General features: G+C 66.2%; 14 protein-coding genes and 1 pseudogene. 5 read left to right on the forward strand and 10 right to left on the reverse strand.

The genetic code is table 11. The annotated features are described in order from the left end of the window. Positions 1-5: 5 nt before the first annotated feature. The 4 genes from ACFWF1_RS37430 to ACFWF1_RS37445 all read right to left on the reverse strand — a co-directional run bounded on the left by ACFWF1_RS37430 (position 6) and on the right by ACFWF1_RS37445 (position 4,435). A complete protein-coding gene (locus ACFWF1_RS37430) occupies positions 6-791 on the reverse strand; it encodes an aquaporin (RefSeq protein ID WP_379282514.1) in 786 nt (261 codons plus the stop codon). Positions 792-889: 98 nt separating this feature from the next. After that, the gene (locus ACFWF1_RS37435) at positions 890-1,732 is read right to left on the reverse strand and encodes a transglutaminase domain-containing protein (RefSeq protein WP_379282513.1); all 843 of its coding nucleotides are present in this window, start codon (positions 1,730-1,732) and stop codon (positions 890-892) included. Continuing rightward, entirely contained in the window at positions 1,729-2,700 is a 972-nt protein-coding gene (locus ACFWF1_RS37440) for an alpha-E domain-containing protein (protein ID WP_379282891.1), read from the reverse strand. Before ACFWF1_RS37440 ends, ACFWF1_RS37435 begins: the two co-directional genes overlap by 4 nt. A 7-nt stretch (positions 2,701-2,707) precedes the next feature. After that, positions 2,708-4,435, reverse strand: coding sequence for a circularly permuted type 2 ATP-grasp protein (locus tag ACFWF1_RS37445; protein ID WP_379282890.1), 1,728 nt, complete (start codon positions 4,433-4,435; stop codon positions 2,708-2,710). A gap of 326 nt (positions 4,436-4,761) precedes the next feature. On the opposite strand from ACFWF1_RS37445, the gene rpsT reads away from it, so the two are divergent. Together rpsT and ACFWF1_RS37455 are read left to right on the forward strand one after the other, a co-directional pair. After that, the gene (gene rpsT / locus ACFWF1_RS37450; protein WP_364728132.1) at positions 4,762-5,022 is read left to right on the forward strand and encodes a 30S ribosomal protein S20; all 261 of its coding nucleotides are present in this window, start codon (positions 4,762-4,764) and stop codon (positions 5,020-5,022) included. A gap of 163 nt (positions 5,023-5,185) precedes the next feature. Beyond that, entirely contained in the window at positions 5,186-5,437 is a 252-nt protein-coding gene (locus tag ACFWF1_RS37455) for a hypothetical protein (protein ID WP_150403050.1), read from the forward strand. Here ACFWF1_RS37455 and ACFWF1_RS37460 read toward each other — a convergent pair. After that, positions 5,421-6,365 carry a helix-turn-helix domain-containing protein gene (locus ACFWF1_RS37460; RefSeq protein ID WP_379282512.1) on the reverse strand — a complete coding sequence of 315 codons (945 nt, stop codon included), beginning with the start codon at positions 6,363-6,365 and terminating at the stop codon, positions 5,421-5,423. The two genes, ACFWF1_RS37455 and ACFWF1_RS37460, sit on opposite strands and share 17 nt — an antisense overlap. Positions 6,366-6,489: 124 nt before the next feature. Between ACFWF1_RS37460 and ACFWF1_RS37465 the strand changes: the two genes are divergently transcribed. Continuing rightward, positions 6,490-7,560, forward strand: coding sequence for an aldo/keto reductase (locus tag ACFWF1_RS37465; protein WP_379282511.1), 1,071 nt, complete (start codon positions 6,490-6,492; stop codon positions 7,558-7,560). Between the two features lie 144 nt (positions 7,561-7,704). Then, positions 7,705-8,178, forward strand: a complete 474-nt coding sequence (locus tag ACFWF1_RS37470; RefSeq protein WP_379282509.1) for a GNAT family N-acetyltransferase — start codon at positions 7,705-7,707, stop codon at positions 8,176-8,178. A 146-nt stretch (positions 8,179-8,324) separates the two neighbouring features. Here ACFWF1_RS37470 and ACFWF1_RS37475 read toward each other — a convergent pair. The 4 genes and pseudogenes from ACFWF1_RS37475 to ACFWF1_RS37490 form a co-directional block, all read right to left on the reverse strand. Continuing rightward, a pseudogene (locus tag ACFWF1_RS37475) lies at positions 8,325-9,533 on the reverse strand (LCP family protein); the annotation flags it as partial. Between the two features lie 1,146 nt (positions 9,534-10,679). Then, a complete protein-coding gene (holA, locus tag ACFWF1_RS37480) occupies positions 10,680-11,648 on the reverse strand; it encodes a DNA polymerase III subunit delta (protein WP_379282508.1) in 969 nt (322 codons plus the stop codon). Between the two features lie 358 nt (positions 11,649-12,006). Then, a complete protein-coding gene (locus tag ACFWF1_RS37485; protein ID WP_379282507.1) occupies positions 12,007-14,934 on the reverse strand; it encodes a ComEC/Rec2 family competence protein in 2,928 nt (975 codons plus the stop codon). 482 nt (positions 14,935-15,416) lie between these two features. Next, positions 15,417-16,166, reverse strand: a complete 750-nt coding sequence (locus ACFWF1_RS37490; RefSeq protein WP_379282505.1) for a helix-hairpin-helix domain-containing protein — start codon at positions 16,164-16,166, stop codon at positions 15,417-15,419. A 990-nt stretch (positions 16,167-17,156) separates the two neighbouring features. Between ACFWF1_RS37490 and ACFWF1_RS37495 the strand changes: the two genes are divergently transcribed. Beyond that, on the forward strand, positions 17,157-17,939 hold the full coding sequence (locus tag ACFWF1_RS37495) for a DUF5984 family protein (RefSeq protein ID WP_379282504.1): 783 nt from the start codon (positions 17,157-17,159) through the stop codon (positions 17,937-17,939). A gap of 128 nt (positions 17,940-18,067) precedes the next feature. Here ACFWF1_RS37495 and ACFWF1_RS37500 read toward each other — a convergent pair whose 3' ends face one another. Further along, positions 18,068-18,907, reverse strand: coding sequence for a DegV family protein (locus ACFWF1_RS37500; protein ID WP_379282503.1), 840 nt, complete (start codon positions 18,905-18,907; stop codon positions 18,068-18,070). Positions 18,908-18,909 lie beyond the last annotated feature (2 nt).

Here is an 18,909-nt window from a genome sequence, read left to right on the forward strand (position 1 = left end):
TCAACTCAGGAGAGCAGGTTGCGCGAACGGCCGAACAGGAGGCCGTAGACCAGTGCGCCGAGTGCGCCGCCGATCAGCGGGAACACCACGAAAGCCCAGACTTGACCCATCGCACCGTCCTGATAGGGCGCGACGGCGAGGCTGCGGGCCGGGTTGACCGAGGTGTTGTCCACCGGGATCGAGATCAGGTGGATGACCGCGAGCGTGACGCCGATCGACAGACCGGCCAGCGGTACGTCGGAGAGCTGATCGGTCGAGGCGAGCACCACGAACACCAGCAGCGCGGTCAGCATGACCTCGATGATGATCATCGCGGCCATCCCGTACCCGTTCTGCAGCACGACCTCGCCGAGCGGCCCCTTTTGCGCCGACGGACTGTGATGCCCCCACCCATTCGCGCCGAGCCCGTCGACCGCGCGGTCATAGGACGGCAGATTCTTCGCCAGCGCGAACAAAACGAGCCCGGCCAGGAACCCGCCGATCAATTGCGCGATCCAATATCCGACCGCCGTGACCACACTGATCCGGCCGAGCAGCAAATGCCCCACCGTCACCGCGGGATTCACGTGACATCCGGAAATCGGCCCGATCGCGTAGACGAGGAACAGCAGCGTGAGCCCGAAGGCCAGCGCCACCCCTAACGCCCCGACCCGCTCCCCCGCCAGCACCGCGGTACCGACACCCCCCATCACCAGCACAAACGTGCCGAGCGCCTCAGCACCCCATTTCTTGGTGTCGGGAATGGGTCCATACTCGGCAACCTCTTCGACAAACTCTTGAGCCGTTGACATCTGTCCACCTTCCGCGCGTTCCAGACAAGGAGCATTGCCAGCCGTGGTACCGCTAAGAAAACAGTGCCGTTCAAGATCAACGGGTTGTCTTACGGACGCTACGCGAGTCGGGTGATCTCTACAACGACCTCGAGATCCGTGGAGCCACCTCCGGAGAATATGCCTTTCAACGGCGGCACATCCGCGTAATCCCGGCCGACACCGACCGAAATGTGTTGCTCGTTGATGGCGATGTTGTTGGTCGGGTCGTAGCCCCACCACATGCCGGTCCACGCCTCCACCCAAGCATGCGACTGACCCGCCACCGTCACGCCGATCTCGGCGGCCGGATTCGGATGCAGGTAGCCAGAGACGTATCGGCTGGGAATGCCCATGCTGCGCAACAGCACCAGGGTCAGGTGCGCGTAATCCTGGCAGACACCCTGTCGCTCGGCGAAAGCCTGCACCGCCGAGGTGTGCACCGAGGTGGTGCCCGCGAGATAGGTCATCTCCCGGTGCACCCATTCGGCCGCGCGGACAACGGCTTTCGCCGGCGGCAGACCTTTCGACAGCTGCTTGGCGATACCGTCCAGCTTGCGATCGCTCGGGACATACGCAGTGGGCGCGAGCATTTCATCGAAGCGGTCGGCGATCCGATCGGTGCGCAACTGATCCCAGTCGAGTTCCTCGGCCGGGCCGGCGAACGGCTCGGTCTCCACCACCGACGAGCCGGTGACCTCCAATTCGGTATGCGGCGCATGCAAGTCGAACGCGGTGACCGCGGTGCCCCAGTAGTCGGTGTACCGGTAGGAGCGGGTGGAGGGCTCGGTCTCGACGCGATTGAGGATCACGTTCTGCCTGCTGTCCGCGCGCGGCGTGAGCCGAGCCTCGTTGAACGACCGCGTCACCGGCGCGTCGTAGACATAACCGGTGGTGTGCACCACCCGGATTCGCCAGCTCATACTTCCCCCTCCACCGGCACATGACCGTCCCGATTGCTGTGCAGATCGGTCCACGCCACCCAGGGCGCGGCGTGGAAGTACTGCAGCGCGATCGCCTCGCTCACCTCGCGACACGTCTTCTGCAACGACATCAGCCGGTTCTGCAGGTCCTCCAACAGCACACCGGGTGGGAGGAATTCGAGCTCGCTACGCGCGCGGCCCAATAGTCGTTGTGCCTCGTGCCTGGCCCCGACCCGGCTGCTCGGCCGCTGATCCAGTTCGGCCAAACAGGTTTCGGCCACCCGCACCGAGTGGAACACCGAACGCGGGAAAAGCCGGTCGAGCAGGATGAATTCGGCAACCAGGTTGGCGTCGAGTGCGCCGCGGTGGGTGCGCAGGTAGGTGTCGTGCGCACCGGCCGAGCGGAGCACGGTGACCCAGGCGGGCGAGGACGTTCGGTCACCGGCCCGCGAAAGTAGCAGGCGCACAGTCATATCCACGCGTTCGATGGAGCGGCCGAGCAACAGGAAGCGGTAGCCGTCGTCGCGGCTCAGCGTGGAATCGGACAGTCCGGCGAACATCGCCGCGCGGTCCTGCACGTAGTGGAAGAACTCGTGCGGTCCGAGACTGCGCGCCGCTTTCTCCGCGACCGCCAGCCCGATGTAGGTGGCGTTCAAGCACTCCCACATCTCACTGGAGGTGACTTCTCTTGCGCCCCTGGCATTCTCACGAGCATTGGCGATCGAGTCGATGATCGAGCCGCCGTCGTGGCTGAAGGCGACGAGATCGGTGACCGACCAGACATCCAGCGCGCCTTCTGGAGGTTCGATACCGAGCACCCGCAACAGGACTCGCGAGGTACGGTCGGGATCGACGGTCGCGTCCTCGAGCAGCTGATGCACCGCGACATCGAGGATGCGCGCGGTGTCGTCGGCGCGCTCGACGTAACGTCCGATCCAGTACAGGGATTCCGCGTTGCGGGCCAGCATCAGCGCATCACCGCCCTTGCCGCTGCTGTTGGGCTTGGCCGCCTTGCGATTGGCGTTGTTCGTATTGCCCCGATAGTCGCCCACTCTGCGACTGCCCCGATAGTCGGCTGCTTTGCGACTGCCGTTGCTCCTGCTGCTGTTGCTGCTGTTGCTGATTCGCCTGCGACGCCGTCAGATCCCGCCCCACCTCACGCGAATCCGATTGCGGCGGTTCACCGACCAACTCAGCGCCCGCCAATTCCCGATCGGCCAGTGAATCCCGCCCGGACAACACCCAGGTGTCCTTACTCCCGCCACCCTGACTGGAATTGACCACCAGCGACCCGTCCGGCAGCGCGACCCGGGTCAGCCCACCGGGCAACACCCAGACCTCGTCGCCGTCGTTGACCGCGAACGGCCGCAGATCAACATGGCGCGGCACCAACTCATTTCCGACCTTCGTCGGCACCGTCGACAACTGCACCACCGGCTGCGCGACCCATCCGCGCGGATCGGCCTTGATCCGCCGACGCGACGCCTCCAGCTCCCGCGGCGACGCATCCGGCCCGATGACAATGCCGTACCCGCCGGAACCCTCGACCGGCTTCACCACCAACTCGGCGATCCGATCGAGCACCTCGTCGCGTTCGTCGTCCAGCCAGCAGCGGTAGGTGTCGACATTCGGCAGCACCGGCTTCTCGTTGAGGTAGTACTCGATGATCGTCGGCACGTAGGCGTAGATCAGCTTGTCGTCGCCGACGCCGTTGCCGACCGCGCTGGAGATGACGACATTGCCCGCGCGCGCCGCGTTCAGCAGCCCCGCGACGCCGAGCACCGAATCCGGCCGGAAATGCATGGGATCGAGGAAGGTGTCGTCGATCCGGCGGTAGATCACGTCGACTTGACGCTCACCCGCTGTGGTCCGCATGTAAACAACGTTGTCGCGGCAGAACAGGTCACGCCCCTCGACCAGTTCCACGCCCATCTGCCTGGCCAGCAGCGAATGCTCGAAGTATGCCGAGTTGTAGACACCGGGCGTCAGCACCACCACCGTCGGGTCGGCCTCGTTCGGCGCGGCCGACGCGCGCAGCGCCGCGAGCAGGTGACTCGGATAGTCGCCGACGGCCCGAACCCGGTGCGAGGAGAACAGATCGGGAAAGACCCGCGCCATCGTGCGCCGGTTCTCCATCACATATGACACACCTGACGGCGAACGCAGATTGTCCTCGAGCACCCGGAAGTCGCCGCGCTCGTCGCGAATGAGGTCGATGCCGGCCACATGAATACGCACCCCGTTCGGCGGCACCAGCCCCGCGGCCTCGCGATGGAAGTGCTGGCATGAGGTGACCAGGCGTTTCGGGATCACCTCGTCGCGCAGAATGTTCTGCTCGCCGTACACATCGGCGAGGAAAAGCTCCAGCGCGACCACCCGCTGCTTGATGCCGCGCTCGAGCTTGGCCCATTCCGCGGCCGCGATCACCCGGGGCACCAGATCCAGCGGGAAGGGTCGTTCCTGCCCGGACAGCGAGAAGGTGATGCCCTGATCGATGAACGCGCGGTCCAGTGCGACCGCGCGCGCCGCGAGGTCGGACACGTCGATCGGCGCGAGCGCGGCGAACAGTCCCTTGTACGGCTGTCGCACCCGGCCCGAGCCGTCGAACATCTCGTCGAAGGCGTCGGCGTAGCGGCCTGGTCGATAACCCTCGAATAGCCCTGGGGGCGCGACCTTGCCATTGCCGGCGGCCCGCCCGTTCATACCGACCGGTCTGGACGCGGCGGATCGCGCCGAGCGTGGCGGCGAGGCGGGAGTCATGCAAAAATCGTGCTACACGCAGCGGCAATGCTGTGTGTGACACAGGTAAATTTCTCGCATCACTAGTCCGCTACTGGCGATATGCCCGGTTGTGACACCGACCGGTCGGTGTCATCCGCCCAGGCGGTCCAGTGCTGATTTCGTGCGCCGAGCGGCGGCTGGTATCCTCGACCTTCGGCGTTGCGTTACCCGTTTACCGAGGGTGCGACGCACGCGTAAGAACTTTTCCAGCACAAACCACTCAGCGACAGGAACACGAGGAAACAGGCGTGGCCAACATCAAGTCCCAGTTGAAGCGGATCCGTACCAACGAGGAAGCGCGCAAGCGTAACCAGTCGGTCAAGTCCGCGCTGCGCACCGCGATCCGCAGCTTCCGGGAAGCCGCCGCGGCCGGCGACAAAGAGAAGGCCGCCGCGCAGCTCCAGACCGCGAGCCGCAAGCTCGACAAGGCTGCCTCGAAGGGCGTCATCCACGCCAACCAGGCCGCCAACAAGAAGTCGGCCCTCGCGCTGGCTCTGAACAAGATCTGATTTTTCCGGTACCGATCCGGTACCACATGCATTGACGCAGCCGCCGTGGCCTCGACGACCACGGCGGCTTTTGTCGTGCCCATGCCTGGTCAGCCCAGTGTTCATCGCCGAGGATTCTGGATCGGGCCACAGCCTGTCGGTGGTTCCAGCTACCATTCGGCGCATGGTTACCGTTTACGCCAATCAGACCGTGGTCCGTGGCGAGGATCTGCCCGACGTCATCCGGGCCGCCGAGGTCCTCGGCCTCGGGGTGAAGATCGAGAACGTGATGGTTCCCATCGACGATGAGGGCAATTACTCGTTGGAGTGGGTTGTCACGCGTGACGACGAAGTGCCCGTGTACGACGACTGGGAGGGCCGCTATGAGGAGTCCGAGGAAGACGAAGAGGAGCTAGTACTCAGCTCTGTGGAGTGAGTCCTGGCGATGTCCGATCGACCAACGGCGCCGGATCGGCCACCAGCCGATCCAGCGCCGTCTGAGAATCCGCATCGGCCGCTCGATAGATGATGATGCGCTGGTCCGGATCCTGCACCGGCATCAGCACCTCGTAATTGACCACCAACTGCCCGACGATCGGGTGGCGCAGCGGCTTGGCACCACGTCCGTGTACCTTCACGTCGTGCTCGGCCCACGCTTGCTCGAACTCAGCGCTGCGGGTGAACTCGGCGATCAGATCGCTCAGCGCCTGATCCTCGGGGTGGGCCGCCCAGGCGGCACGCAGATCGGCGACACCCTCGCGGATGATGCGCTCACGCTCCACATAGAACTCACGCATGCTCGGCTCCATCAGGCACAGCCACATGGTGTTGCGCTGCCGGGGCGGCACCGTGTCGAAGTCGACGATCAGCCGCGACATCTCCCGGTTCCAGGCCAGGATGTCGTAGCGATGGTTGACCAGCATCGCCGGTAGCGGCGACAGATCATGCACCAGCATGGCCAGCGCGGGTGCCGCCACGGTGCTCGGCTTCGCGGCGTTCGGCTGCCGCTGCTGGGCCAGATCGAACAGGTAGGCGCGTTCGTCGGTGTTCAGCCGCAGCGCCCGCGACAAGGCCTCCAGCACGTCGGCCGACGGACGCAGGCCACGTCCCTGTTCCAGCCGGACGATGTAGTCGGTGCTGACCCCCGCCAACTCCGCGACCTCCTCGCGCCGCAGTCCCGGCGTGCGCCGCGCCTGCCTGCGCGCGGGCAGCCCGAGGTCACCGGGTGTCAGGCGTTCGCGCCGGTCCCGCAGGAAGGCCGCCAATTCGTGTGTCGGATTCGCGGCGCTCACCGGCCCGCCGTGGCCGTTCAGCCCGCCGGGCCGTGCACTCGCGCCGCCTGTCGCGTTCACCGTTCCAGTCATCGCCTTCGATATTACGGCTGCATAGGACTGGCTTTCCCAGGAAGAAGCTTCCCTTACCCATCCGCTTGCCTCGCTCCAGACTGGTTTTCACCACCAAAGATGCACCAACGACAAGGAGCTGGACATGTCCGGAGCCCACACCCTCGATACCTACCGGCTGCTCGGCCGCTCGGGTCTTCGGGTGTCTCCGCTGTCTCTCGGCACGATGACCTTCGGCGCCGACTGGGGTTGGGGTGCCGATAAAGACGAGGCGCGCAAGATCTTCGACACCTACCTCGATCGCGGCGGAAACTTCATCGACACCGCGAGCCAGTACACCAACGGCAGCTCCGAGCAACTGCTCGGCGAATTCACCGCGGACAATCGTGAAAGCCTGGTGCTGGCAACGAAATACACGATGCTGCGCCGCCAGGGTGACCCCAATTCCGGTGGGAACCACCGCAAGAGCATGTTCGCCTCGGTCGAGGCGAGCCTGCGCAAGTTGAACACCGACTACATCGATCTGCTCTACCTGCACGCCTGGGATTTCATGACACCCGTCGACGAAATCCTGCGTGGCATGGACGATCTCGTGCGTTCGGGCAAGGTGCTCTACGTCGGCATCTCCGATGCGCCGGCCTGGCAGGTCTCCCGCATGCAGGCGATCGCCGACCTGCGCGGCTGGTCACCGCTGATCGCGCTGCAGATCGAATACAGCCTGATCGAGCGGACCGTCGAACGTGACCTCATTCCGATGGCGCGGGAACTCGGCCTCGGGGTGATCCCGTGGTCGCCGCTGGGCGGCGGCGTACTCACCGGCAAGTACACCCGCGACGACCTGAACCACCAGGCCGCGGGCTCGCCCGAGGGCACCCGCAAAGAGGTGGTGGCGGCACAGGGTGCGCTCACCGAGAAGTCACTGGACATCGCCGACGTGGTCAAGGAAGTCGCCACCGAGATCGGCAAGTCGCCCGCACAGGTCGCGCTGGCCTGGACGTTGCGCAATCCCGGGGTGACCTCGCCCATCATCGGCGCCCGCACCGCCGCCCAGTTGGAGGACAATCTCGGCGCCCTCGACGTCGAATTCGATGCCGCACAACTGGATCGGCTGCAGCAGGTGAGCGCCATCGAACTCGGATTCCCGCACGACATGCTGGCACTGCCGATGACCCGCAATGTCATCGCCGGTGATCTGAAGGTGCAGGGACGCGCCTGAGCGACCGGTTACGCGGCGGTGTGGGCATTGCTCGCACCGCCGCGTAGCGCACGATTCACTGTGTGCCGGATGGACAGTGCACGCGGTACGGGTGTGTGCGGTTCTGCTGAAAAATCGTTAGACAGGCGCATTAGCGTTGCCGCTATGGACCTTGTGGCACGGGCCTATAACAGCCCGGATGCGCAGAAGCTGATCGCGGAACTCCAGCAGGAGTACGTAATGCGCTACGGCAGCGGCGACGCAACCCCAACCGATCCAGCCGAGTTCGAACCACCCCTCGGCGCCTTCCTCGTCGGATACCTCGACGGAACCCCCGTCGCCTGCGCAGGCTGGCGCGCCCACGACGGTCACGAACCCGGATTCCGCGACGGCGATGCCGAACTCAAACGCATGTACGTGTCCGTCGAAGTCCGCGGCCGCGGCCTGTCCAGGCAGCTACTGGCCGCCGTCGAACAGAGCGCAACCACTGCGGGCCGCCGCCGAATAGTCCTCGAAACCGCCAACATGCAGCCCGAAGCCATCAACCTCTACACCTCCGCCGACTACCTGCCGATCCCCGGCTTCGGCCTGTACCTCGGCGAGCCCGGAAGCCGCTACTTCGGCCGCGATCTGCCTTGACGATCGACTCCGCAAGTTATTGACGTCCAACAGCTTTCGTTCGTGGCGTCGCATTCCTGCGGTCAGTTGACACACGGGATGGTGTCGCCAGTAATGGTGGCGTCCACCGGCTTTCCTACATCCGGCGTCGGCATCGCGGGTCCGACGGACGGGTCGGCGCTCGGCAGCATTTGCGGGCGGGCCGGATTGTACAGCGCGACAGTGGGATCCGGGTCACCGAAGGCGGTGCGGACCTCGCGGCGGATGGCCGCCGGGTCGATGATGTTGACGTCCTGACCGTTGATGTTGTCGTAGCGGAGCACCGGCAGGGTACGGAATTCGACCGCCGGGCTCTCGGCTGTGCCGAGGGTGCGCAGGAAATCGGTGATGTTCCACCCGTCGGACAGCACCACATTGCGGTGCGCGACGTCCATCAGTGCGGCCAGCTTGCCGACATCGGTGAACGTGCCCGCCTTACGCAGATCGAGTGCCACCGAGGTGAGGAAGGCCTGCTGACGGTGGGTCCGGTCGAGATCGCCGTTCTCCAGACCGTGGCGTTGCCGGACGAAGGCCAGCGACTGGGCCGGGTCGAGCCGCTGCCTGCCCGCGGGGAAGTCGGCACCCGAGTAGTAGCTGTCGTTCACCGGCTTGTTGAGGCAAACCTCAACTCCACCAAGCGCTTTGGCCAAATCGTAGAAGCCCGCCAGCGTGACCTCGCCGAACCGATCGATCGGTACCCCGGTCAGGTCGCGCACCGCCTGCACGATCGAAGCCCGGCCCGCCTCACGTCCCGCACGCTCCAAGGCCTTGCTATCGGTCACGCCCTGATTGATCAATTGATCCTGAACGGCGGCCTTCTTCAGCCCGTACGCTTCCTTGATCTTCACATTCGTGTATCCAGGAATGCCGGACACCTTGACGTAGTCGTCCCGCGGAATCGATACCACAACAATCTTTTTCATATCGGCTGGAATATGAACCAGGATCAACGTATTCGCGTTGTATCCGCCCTCTTCGCCGTCGCCCGCATGTAGCTGATCGAGGATCTCCTTCGGCAGATCATTACCATCCTGATCCTTGCGGGTATCCAACCCGATCAGCAACACATTCATGTCGCCGGCGAGCGATCGCGGCGCATCCACCCCCAACGCCGCCGACCTGGTGAACCCCTTGTCGAACCGCCCCTCGGTCGCCCACCCGACCGCTGTCCCCGCCAGCACTGCCACCGACAACGCGCCGGCCACTACTTTCAGCACAGTCAGCCCCACCCGCCGTTCCGGCCGCCGATGCACACCACCCCGCCGCCGACGCCCGTGCCAAGCACCGGATCGCCGGGAATCATCAACCGGAAAGACCGGTGCAGTTCGCTCGTCCATAACCAGATCCAGTTTGACACGATTCGGGTAGCTAGTAATTCGCCGAATTCGTCACAAAAGCACTGGCCAGGCCTCGATCGGCAAACATTAAGCCTCGTCAAAACTGCTCCAAATGACCCAGCAAAGACAGGACAAACCTCGCCTGACGTTGCGATCGATAGCCGCACCTCACCGAGCCCCGAAACAATTCCGTCAGCAGGTCCTACGCAATTCGGAGCCACTGAGTTCTCCCCCACATGTGTCTCAGCACACATCCGGTATCACAGATCGAACGTCCGGCTCCCAGCCGAATGCGGCACTCCACTCGATCGCGACCGCAAGTGACAGCATCGTTCGAGTAGACCCGCCACCCAATACACCGGCGACCCGCACACCTAAGCGGCGCGTGGCACGCAGGCTGCGAACCAATGACCAGCTCAGTCAACGCCGGAACCGCGGCTCATCGCCGACGCTGCGCACGTCTCTTCCGGCCGCGCACGAGATTGCTGGCAAATCCGTTCGCAGCAGGCCATTCAACGCGCGCCGTCGACCACAGTGCGCGGACGCCATCGCCCACGAAGCAGCGGGGCTGCGGTAGGCACAATCCTGCCCTCCAGTTTCGGAGGAGTGCAGCCAATTCCAGTGCGGGTCAGTAGCTTTCATACGCATCGGTGCCTGTTTCGCGCCGTCGTTCCGATCAATTCCGGTGTATGCCGATACTGGCCGATTTCATGCGCGGGGTACTCCGTCGTGTGGGGGTCCGACCCAGCGTGGTTCTGGCGGCCAATCGCCGCGCGAGCGGGTTCACTCCCGCGCAATCCAGTCGGCTTCACGCACGGAGCGCGCCATCGCGGACGTCACCGCAGCGCCCTTCGGCCAGCCAATTGCCACGCGGACAGATGAACTCCTGTGCGGACCCAGCGATTTCGCATGCGGGTCCACGCATTTCATGCGCGGAATGATCCATCGCCGAGGTCCCGGCACAGCACATCTGCCAGCCGATACCGGACAGGCTGATCAGGCCCGGTGGACCAGATCCGGCACATTGCAGGCGCGATTCACCGATGGTCCCGGCACAGCGTGGTCCCGTCAGCCAATCGACGCGCGAGCTGACCAATTCCTACGCGGGCCTGATGTTTTCGTGCAGGGCGGCGTCCGCTGGTGATGTCAGCCTGCGGAGTGCAGGTCCAGGATTTGGCTGAGGGCGTGTTCCAGGGCGTAGTTTGCGTCGGCGGCGCCACCCTTGACGTCGGCGTTCAGGGCGGCGACCACCTGGAGGGCGGACCCGATGGTGGTGGGGGTCCAGTTGCGGGCCTGGGCTTGGGCCTTTTTGACCTTCCATGGGGGCATGCCGAGTTGCTGGGCGAGTTTGAAGGGGTCGCCGCGGCCTGCGGAACCGACTCGGGCGATGGTGTGCACGGAGTCGGCGAGGGCGTCGGCGAGCAGCACGTGCGGGACGCCGCGGTCGTTGGCCCAGCGCAGGGCTTCCATCGCGCCGGGGCGGTCGCCGGCGACGGCGAGCTCGGCCACGTCGAATCCGGAGACCTCGGCTTTGCCGGAGTAGTAGCGGTGGACGGCGGCGACGTCGATCTTGCCGCCGGTGTCGGAGGCCAGCTGTGAACACGCGGCGGCGAGTTCGCGCAGGTCGGAGCCGACGGACTCCAACATCGCCTGCACGACGTCGCCCGCGACGCGCACCCCGGCGTTGCGGAATTCGCCGCGCACGAACTCGACCCGCTCGGCCGACTTGGTAATTTTGGCGCAATCGTGCACGACCGCACCGGCCTTCTGCAGCGCGGGCACCAGCGTCTTCGCTCGTCCGCCACCCGAATGCAGTACCACCAGCACCACGCCTTCGGGCGGATCGCTCGCGGCGGCGGTGATCACCGCGACCGCGTCCTTGCCTGCTTCGGCCGCCGACTCCAGGATGATCACCCGGTCCTCGGCGAACAGCGACGGACTCAACAACTCGGCCAGTTCCGCGGTGCTCGCGTCACCTGCCCGCATCCGATCTACCGGCACCGCTTCAGCATCCGGCGCGAGCGCACGCACCTGCGCGGTGACCTCCGCCACCGCCCGCTCGACCAGCAGTTCCTCATCCCCCAGCGCCAGATGCAGCGCGGGCCGCTCGCTCATGACTCCACCTCGCTAGCGCTCGGCTCCGTCATGCGCGAGGCGCACTGTGTCATGATTCGCTCACTTCGTTCGCTCATGACGCGACCTCGCCGACGCTCGCCTCCGCCATCGGCGAAGGCACGCCGTGTCGAAGTTTCACTCGCTGACGCTCGCTGGGCTCGGTCACGGCAGCGATCCTACGGTCCCCCACCGACAGACCCGCGCCGCAGGTTCCGCGTGTTCACCGAGCCCCACGCAGAACCCGGCAACTCGCGTCGACGACGCGCCACGTCAACTCGGCGTCGAGCCGATCGAAGCGTTCTCCCGCCTGCGGGCTCGAGATGTCGTATGACGATCTGCTTTACAGTGCGTAAATGTGTCATCGGGCGGTCACTACGCGCAGTGGTCCTCCCTCGCCTAGTACCAGCACGTCGCCGCGCTGATCGGTGCGCGCCACGGTGCTGCCGAGGTCGGATAACTCGCTGAGGACGCTAGCGTTCGGATGGCCGAAGGTGTTCTCGGCACCGACACTGACCACAGTCAGCCGCGGATGCACTGCGGCCAGGAATTCCGTTGTGGTGGTGCGTGACCCGTGGTGCGGCAGCTTCAGCACGTCTGCCTGCAACGAGACTCCGCTCTGCAGTAATGCGCGTTGCGCGGCCGCCTCGATGTCTCCGGTCAGCAGGATGCGTCCGGCGGCCGTGGTCGCGGCGAGGACGATCGAACGGTCGTTGGCTTCCTCAGCCTCGGCTCCCGGGGTGGGCCGCGGCCCACCCACCGCAGGCGCGAGCACCTCCAATTCGACTGTGCCGAAACGGAATACCTGTCCGGCCGACAGTTCGATCAACGGAATCCCCGCCTCCCCCGCAACCGCCACCACCTTGGCCAGTCCTTCCACCCGCGCACCATGCCGCGAAGCCGCCCCATTCGGGCCGCGCGATGAGGATTGATCGACTGCCTGCGTGCATCGCTCGCCCGGCGACTCACACGAATCACCGGTCCGCTGACACTGCACGCCCACCTCCCCAATCACCGAACCTGATCCGCCACTCGCAGCGCCATCCACCCGCTTCGCCGAATCATGCTGAGCCTCTGGCAATCCACAACCGCCGCTTACTGATCCACCCCCGAACTCACGACCACCGTCCGAGGCAGAATCTGCTTGCGCGGTCCGGGCCGACCGCCCATCGTCGGAGACCGACGCCCCGCTCGGGTCCACCATCCCACTGTCGCTCGCCCTCTCACTAGCGACCGGTGCGCCAATAGCGCTCGGCACGCCACCGACGATCGCTGCCCCACTTGCGCTCGGCGTACCACTAGTGGCCGCCATGCCACTGACGTTCGACATGCCGCTGACGACCCCCGCCCCGCTGGAATCCGGTGCGCCGCTAAATTCCGGTACACCGCCGGAGTTCGGCGTACCGCCGGAGTTCGGCGTACCGCCAGTGGCCGCCATGCCACTGACGTTCGACGTGCCGCTGACGACCCCCGCCCCGCTGGAATCCGGCCTGCCACTAGTGGCCGCCATGCCGCCGGTGTTCGCCGTCACCCCCTCGAGCTCATGCAATCCGACAGCCACCGCGGCTACGGCTCGTCCGTCTACTGCGCCACTGATGCCGCCGATATGGTCGGCGTGCGGATGAGTCAATACCAGTAGTGCGACGCGGGAGATGTGTAAGCGGTCCAGGCAATTTCGGATCGGGCGGGGCTCGGGGCCGACGTCGATCAGTACGGCGGTGCCCGGTCCGACGGACAAGGCGAGTCCGTCGCCTTGGCCTACGTCGCAGGCCGCGAGTACCCAGCCCGCGGGTGGCCAGCCGGGATGCCAGATCCGTACCGGGATCGCCACCACCGCGACACCGAATGCCACGGTCAGGATCACCCGCCGTATCGCGGCGAACCTCAATGCGAGGATGCCCACCGTGACAACCACGAGGGCGACCAGCCCGCCGAGCATTCCGCTGGGCACCTCGACCGACGAGCCGGGCACGTCGGCGGCGTGTTCGGCGACGAACAGCAACCACCACATAGGCGGTGCGGCACAGTGCACGACGAGTTCGGCCAGCGGCAACCAGATACAGGCGAGCACCGCACCCACCGCGCCGATCACCGTGATGGGCGCGATGACCGGCTCCACCAGAACATTCGCGAATATCGCGACCAGATTGAGCTTTCCGTCCAACGCGACCACCAGCGGTGTCGTGACGACGAACGCGCCCGTCGCCACCGCGACGATCTCGGCGGGCACGCGCCGCCAACCTCGCGCCCGCAGCCAGTCCGCCCAACTCGGTGCCAGCAGGATCAATCCGGCGGTCGCACATGCCGACAACGCGAAGCCTGCCGACACCGCGAGTGCGGGCCATACGGCAAGCAGTCCGATGATCGCCGCACAGAGCGCGGGTAGCGCTTGTTTCCGACGCCCAGTTACCAAGGCAAGCAAGGTGATCGCGCCCATCGCCCCGGCCCGCAACACGCTCGGATCGGGTCGCGCGATGATCACGAACAGCACCAGCGCCGCCCCGGCGGCCACCGCTCCGGCCCGCGGACCAAGGGTCAGCACCCGCACCACCAACAGCACCGCTCCGAGCAAAATGGTGAAGTTGGCCCCGCTGACCACGCAGAGGTGTTCGAGGCCGGCGATTTCGAACTCCTCGCGCAGCTCGTCGGGCAGCGCGGAGGTGTCGCCGTCGACGAGCGCGGGCAGCAGTCCGGCAGGTTCCGGCGGTAGCGCCCGAGCCGTCGCCGTCGCGAAATCCGAACGCACCGAACGGGCTACCCGCTGCCACCACGGCAATGCGCCGATAACCCGCGGTGATCCCTGCGCCAGCAGCATCGCCACCGTGAGATCACGCCGCCCCGGTACATCCACTCGTGCTTGGAACTCGACCGCCTGCCCAGGCAGCAACTCGCCCCACCCGTCACCCGATGCCAGAATCACCACCGCTCCACCGGCCCTAACCGTCGTCTCGCCGAGCCGATACTCGTCCAAACCGCCCCGCAAAACCCACCGACTACCCCCGAATGAGCTGCCGCGCACCGGTTTCGGATCACCACTCGGCGTCACCACCACCCGCAACGAGTACCCCGACGCCGCCCGCAGCGGATGCGTCGCCACCCGATGCTCCCGCCACGCCGCAGCCACCGCGAACCCTGCCGCCAACAACATCGCCGCCAGCGCCACCACCGCCACAGCCCGCCGCCGCTCCCCCCGATGCGCCATCGCCCACAACAGCAGAACCCACAACCCTATCGCCAACACCACCAACGCCACCGCAAGCAACAACCCCGCCACCCACCCAGCCGTCACCGCCACAATCGTTGCCCCCCAACAACACACCGCCGCAGGCAACAACCGAGCATCGAGCACCTGCGGCTCATCATCGGAGTCATCGCCTTCCGCACCACGGCCCAGCGACCTTCGCCGGCTCCGGTCTGTCGTGTCCGGGCGCCCGGAACCATCTATCCCGCCCGGCCCGGCACCACCGCCACCCACATACCGGCCGTCGAGGTGCCGCCCGGCACCACGTTCGCCACGGACTCGCTCACTTCGACGGGCCAGCTCGAATCCCGTACCACTTGGCCCCTCGCCATCGTCGGCCTCGACCTGCCCAACGCTGGCGTGCCGACTGCTTAGCTGCCCGTCCCCAGCCTGCCCATCGCGCATGCCATGCCCGTCGCGACGCCTGATTTCTCGATCACGCGCGGTAATGTCCGCCACCACATCGCCGAGATCCTGTGGGCGAGGCCAGTTCCAAGGCCGTCGAGTGCGCGGCCGATGTTCTGTCGAGCTCATACCTTCACCAGCTCGCGCAGGCGGGACAGGCGGGCGGGGCCGATGCCGTCTACTTGGCCGAGTTGGGTTACGTCGGTGAAGCGTCCGTGGGTGGTGCGCCAGGCGATGATCGCCTTCGCCATGACCGGGCCAATGCCGGGGAGCCCTTCGAGTTCGGATTCCGTCGCGGTGTTGAGGTCGATGCGGCCCGAAGGGGTTGTCGGATGGGCGGATCCGGATGGCCCCGCCGAGGTGCGGCCGCCCGTGTTGATGGTCATGCTGCCGAGTCGTGGTGGGCCCGGGTTCGGTCCGGGTGGGCCGACGAGCACCTGGTCGCCGTCGACCAGCCGCTGCGCCAGGTTGAGTCCGGCGAGGTCCGCGCCATCCTGCGCGCCGCCTGCCGCTACCAGTGCGTCAGCGACGCGCGCACCGGCGGGCAGCCGCACCAATCCGGTGCGGTGCACCAAACCGACCACGCTGACCACCAATTCGGCACTTGGCTCAGCAAGTGCATCACCGCGTGATGCCGTCGCACCACCGGGCTGGATGGGTACCGGCCCGGCACCGGACGATGCGGCCGTGCTCGGCGGTACCGCACCCGACATCTGCGCAACAGCGGGAGTTGTGATCGTCCGCACCGCAGGCACCGGTGGCACCGGTCGAGCGACCGGCCGCTCACGGAATATGACGACAGCGGCCACCACCATCGCCACCAACCCGATCACCAGCAGCGTGCACAATCCCCGACGCCCCGGATCGAGCCGCATCCCCCGAAACCGCTCCGGCACAACCCGATCCCGCCACCCCCTCCCCTCAGCGGGCTCATCCAGCCACCCCGGCGAACGCACCTCACCGAATTCGTCATCACCATCCTCGACCTCCGCCTCGGACGGCAACTCCGCAAGACCCCACCGCCCCGCGCGCTGAGAAGGTATCCCGCTCGCACCAGATCCCCACCGCCGATCCACTGACGACTCGGCATCAACTTCCGACGACGCACTCAGAGAGAGCACCGGGCCCTCTGGAACCTCCTCACGCGATCGCCAGTCTCGATCGCGCACGCCACCCAGCGATGACGCGACCGTACCTTGCGCAACCGAAAACGTCGTATCTCCGGCCGATCCGTCCTCATCCGACCACCCGCCTGCACGGAGCGCGGTGGCTCCCGACGGCTTCGCCGCTACCCAGGACGCTCGGTTCATTTCGATCACCTGGCTCACACCCGAGCCCCGCTCACCCGGTCGGCGATCTACAGCCGACGCGTCAGCAATCAGGGGCTCATTCCGCAGCGACCCTGCGCTTTCAGGCGCCACTAGGCTCTCGTCAGGGCTCAACTCGGTCGACCGCCGTTTCGCACCGTGCAACAGACCTATCGATGACCGGGCAGGCTGCAACGACGCCTCGGATGCTCGGGTAGGGAGCACATCGCGGAGTCCGGATCCCCTGGTCGCCGTTGGCCGCGGACTCACCAGATGCGCTCGGCGGCCGCTGAGGGGACGTGCGGCTTCGGCCGCACCTGCGATTCCCCTCCGGCTGGCACTGACACGGCTGGTCAGTGCGCCGAGTCGTCGCTGCATCCGCTGGCGTTCGTCCTGTCGTGGCATGGAGGCGACGGTAGTTCTGGTCGGCGGCGAAAGGCCCTGGCCGAGCAGGCAATTCAGCGGCCCTGTTGATAAGTGCGGGGGTGTGGACAACTCGCCGACGCCGCGCGGGTCGGTCGGCGGGCGTGGCGGACCGGGAGGTGCAAAACTTGGTCCGTGATCCGATTCCGTTTCGGCTTGACGCCGCTCGACCGAGTCGGGCCGGGCGGAGATCAGTACCGGGCTCTGCACTGGTTCGCGCTCACCGAGGGCTGGTACTACATCGGTGTCGGCGACCATGACCTGCTGCGCGTTTCAGACCGCACGGCCGAGCTACTGCGAACCCAAGCCGGACACCACGAGACTCCGCACGACTGCTACGTCGAGTACTACGTCGCCCGCCTATGGGAAGACATCCTGACGTTGCTGCCGGGCGCACTGGAGCCGGTGCCCGGCGACCTGATCGACTTCGTCGGCACCGAATCGACGGGTTGGTCGTGGGCGGACACGCCCGAGGTAGACGCCGCGTCGACCTGGTACGGCGACCGCACCCTCGATACCGGATACCTGTGGTTCGGCCCGCATTTGCGATGGTGGCGCACCGTCGAGGACGGCTGCGATTCCGTCACTGTCGCTTGGCGCTACCCGGTGGATCCGGAGAGCGAGATCGAATTCACCGGCCCCCCGACCGGTAGGATGAGCGTGCCAACCGACGAATTCCGCACGGCCGTCATCGAATTCGATCGCGCACTGTTCGCCGCGATGAACGAACGCCTTCGCGAATTCGAATCATCCGGTCCACCGGACGGCATCGAAATCGACCTCGGCCTGTTGCGGCACGAGCAACAGGAGCGAACGCGCTGGCTGACACAGGCGCTGGACCGGCGACCCGACACGGACTGGGACGCCGTCCGCATCGGCGCCCGCGCCCTGCGTCAATCCGCGTCCGCGGTTCGCTGATCGGCTTCTCGCGCCAGGTCCTCTGCGAAACAGTTGTACAACGACAGGTCCCGCGCACGGCGGGACATGATGGCGGCACTACTCGCGATTCGCCTCAGCCATGTCCCGTTCGACGCAACGACCGGGGGTCAGGCCCCGCCTGGGAGGACTAGAACCCCTACCGCGCCTACGCCGAGGTGGACGCCCAGGGCAGGACCGAATTCGGCGACGATCAGTTCGCGGATGCCGGGGATCAGGTCGCGGAGTTGGGCGGCGACAGTTTGGGCGGCTTCTTCAGCGCCGAGATGTTGGACCGCGACGGCAGCACCGTCCTCACCCGCCGCATCGACCGCTGCGGCAACGAGTTTCGCGAAAGCCTTGGAGCGCGTACGGACCTTCTCACGGAGTTCGAGGCGACCCTCGACGATCTGCAGCAACGGTTTGGTGACCAGCTCACTGCCGAAAAACGCTGCGGCGGAACTCAATCGGCCGCCGCGACGCAACTGTTCGGTGCGATTCACCAGGATGAACGTGCGCGCTCGGCTAGACGCGGCGACCGCGGTGTCGTAGACGACATCGAGCGGCGCTCCAGTGCGTGCGCGACGCGCGGCAGCCAAAACCGGCAGCCCGGTGGCCAGGCCCGCACCGAGCGAATCTACGAGACGCACTCGATCGGCGGCATCCATATCGCGGACAGCCTGCCTACCAGCCTCCCAAGTGCCGGAGAGCTGGCGCGAAATATGCACCGCGACAACACCATCGCCGCCACTGAGCTCCCATGCCTGTTCGTAGACAGCGCGCAGCTCGCCCGGCGATGCCGCCGAGGTGGTGACCGTGTCCGAGGCGTAGTCGATGTCGACGAGGTCGACGCCCTCGCGGATCGCGCGGTCACCGATCAGCACATGCAGTGGTACGACGGCGATATCGAGCTCGGCGGCGAGTTCGGCAGGGAGGCTGGCGGACGAATCTGTCACGACCACGACGGCCACGG

Source organism: Nocardia sp. NPDC060255 (assembly GCF_042727395.1).
Taxonomy (GTDB): domain Bacteria; phylum Actinomycetota; class Actinomycetes; order Mycobacteriales; family Mycobacteriaceae; genus Nocardia.

Bases quoted from the DNA above. Each gene is read 5' to 3' on its own strand.
- ACFWF1_RS37460 (WP_379282512.1), bottom strand. From the start codon at position 6,365: ATGACTGGAACGGTGAACGCGACAGGCGGCGCGAGTGCACGGCCCGGC.
- ACFWF1_RS37430 (WP_379282514.1), bottom strand. From the start codon at position 791: ATGTCAACGGCTCAAGAGTTTGTCGAAGAGGTTGCCGAGTATGGACCC.
- holA (WP_379282508.1), bottom strand. From the start codon at position 11,648: ATGAGCGAGCGGCCCGCGCTGCATCTGGCGCTGGGGGATGAGGAACTG.
- ACFWF1_RS37490 (WP_379282505.1), bottom strand. From the start codon at position 16,166: ATGCGGCTCGATCCGGGGCGTCGGGGATTGTGCACGCTGCTGGTGATC.
- ACFWF1_RS37470 (WP_379282509.1), top strand. From the start codon at position 7,705: ATGGACCTTGTGGCACGGGCCTATAACAGCCCGGATGCGCAGAAGCTG.
- ACFWF1_RS37435 (WP_379282513.1), bottom strand. From the start codon at position 1,732: ATGAGCTGGCGAATCCGGGTGGTGCACACCACCGGTTATGTCTACGAC.
- ACFWF1_RS37465 (WP_379282511.1), top strand. From the start codon at position 6,490: ATGTCCGGAGCCCACACCCTCGATACCTACCGGCTGCTCGGCCGCTCG.
- ACFWF1_RS37440 (WP_379282891.1), bottom strand. From the start codon at position 2,700: ATGCTGGCCCGCAACGCGGAATCCCTGTACTGGATCGGACGTTACGTC.
- ACFWF1_RS37455 (WP_150403050.1), top strand. From the start codon at position 5,186: ATGGTTACCGTTTACGCCAATCAGACCGTGGTCCGTGGCGAGGATCTG.
- ACFWF1_RS37445 (WP_379282890.1), bottom strand. From the start codon at position 4,435: ATGAACGGGCGGGCCGCCGGCAATGGCAAGGTCGCGCCCCCAGGGCTA.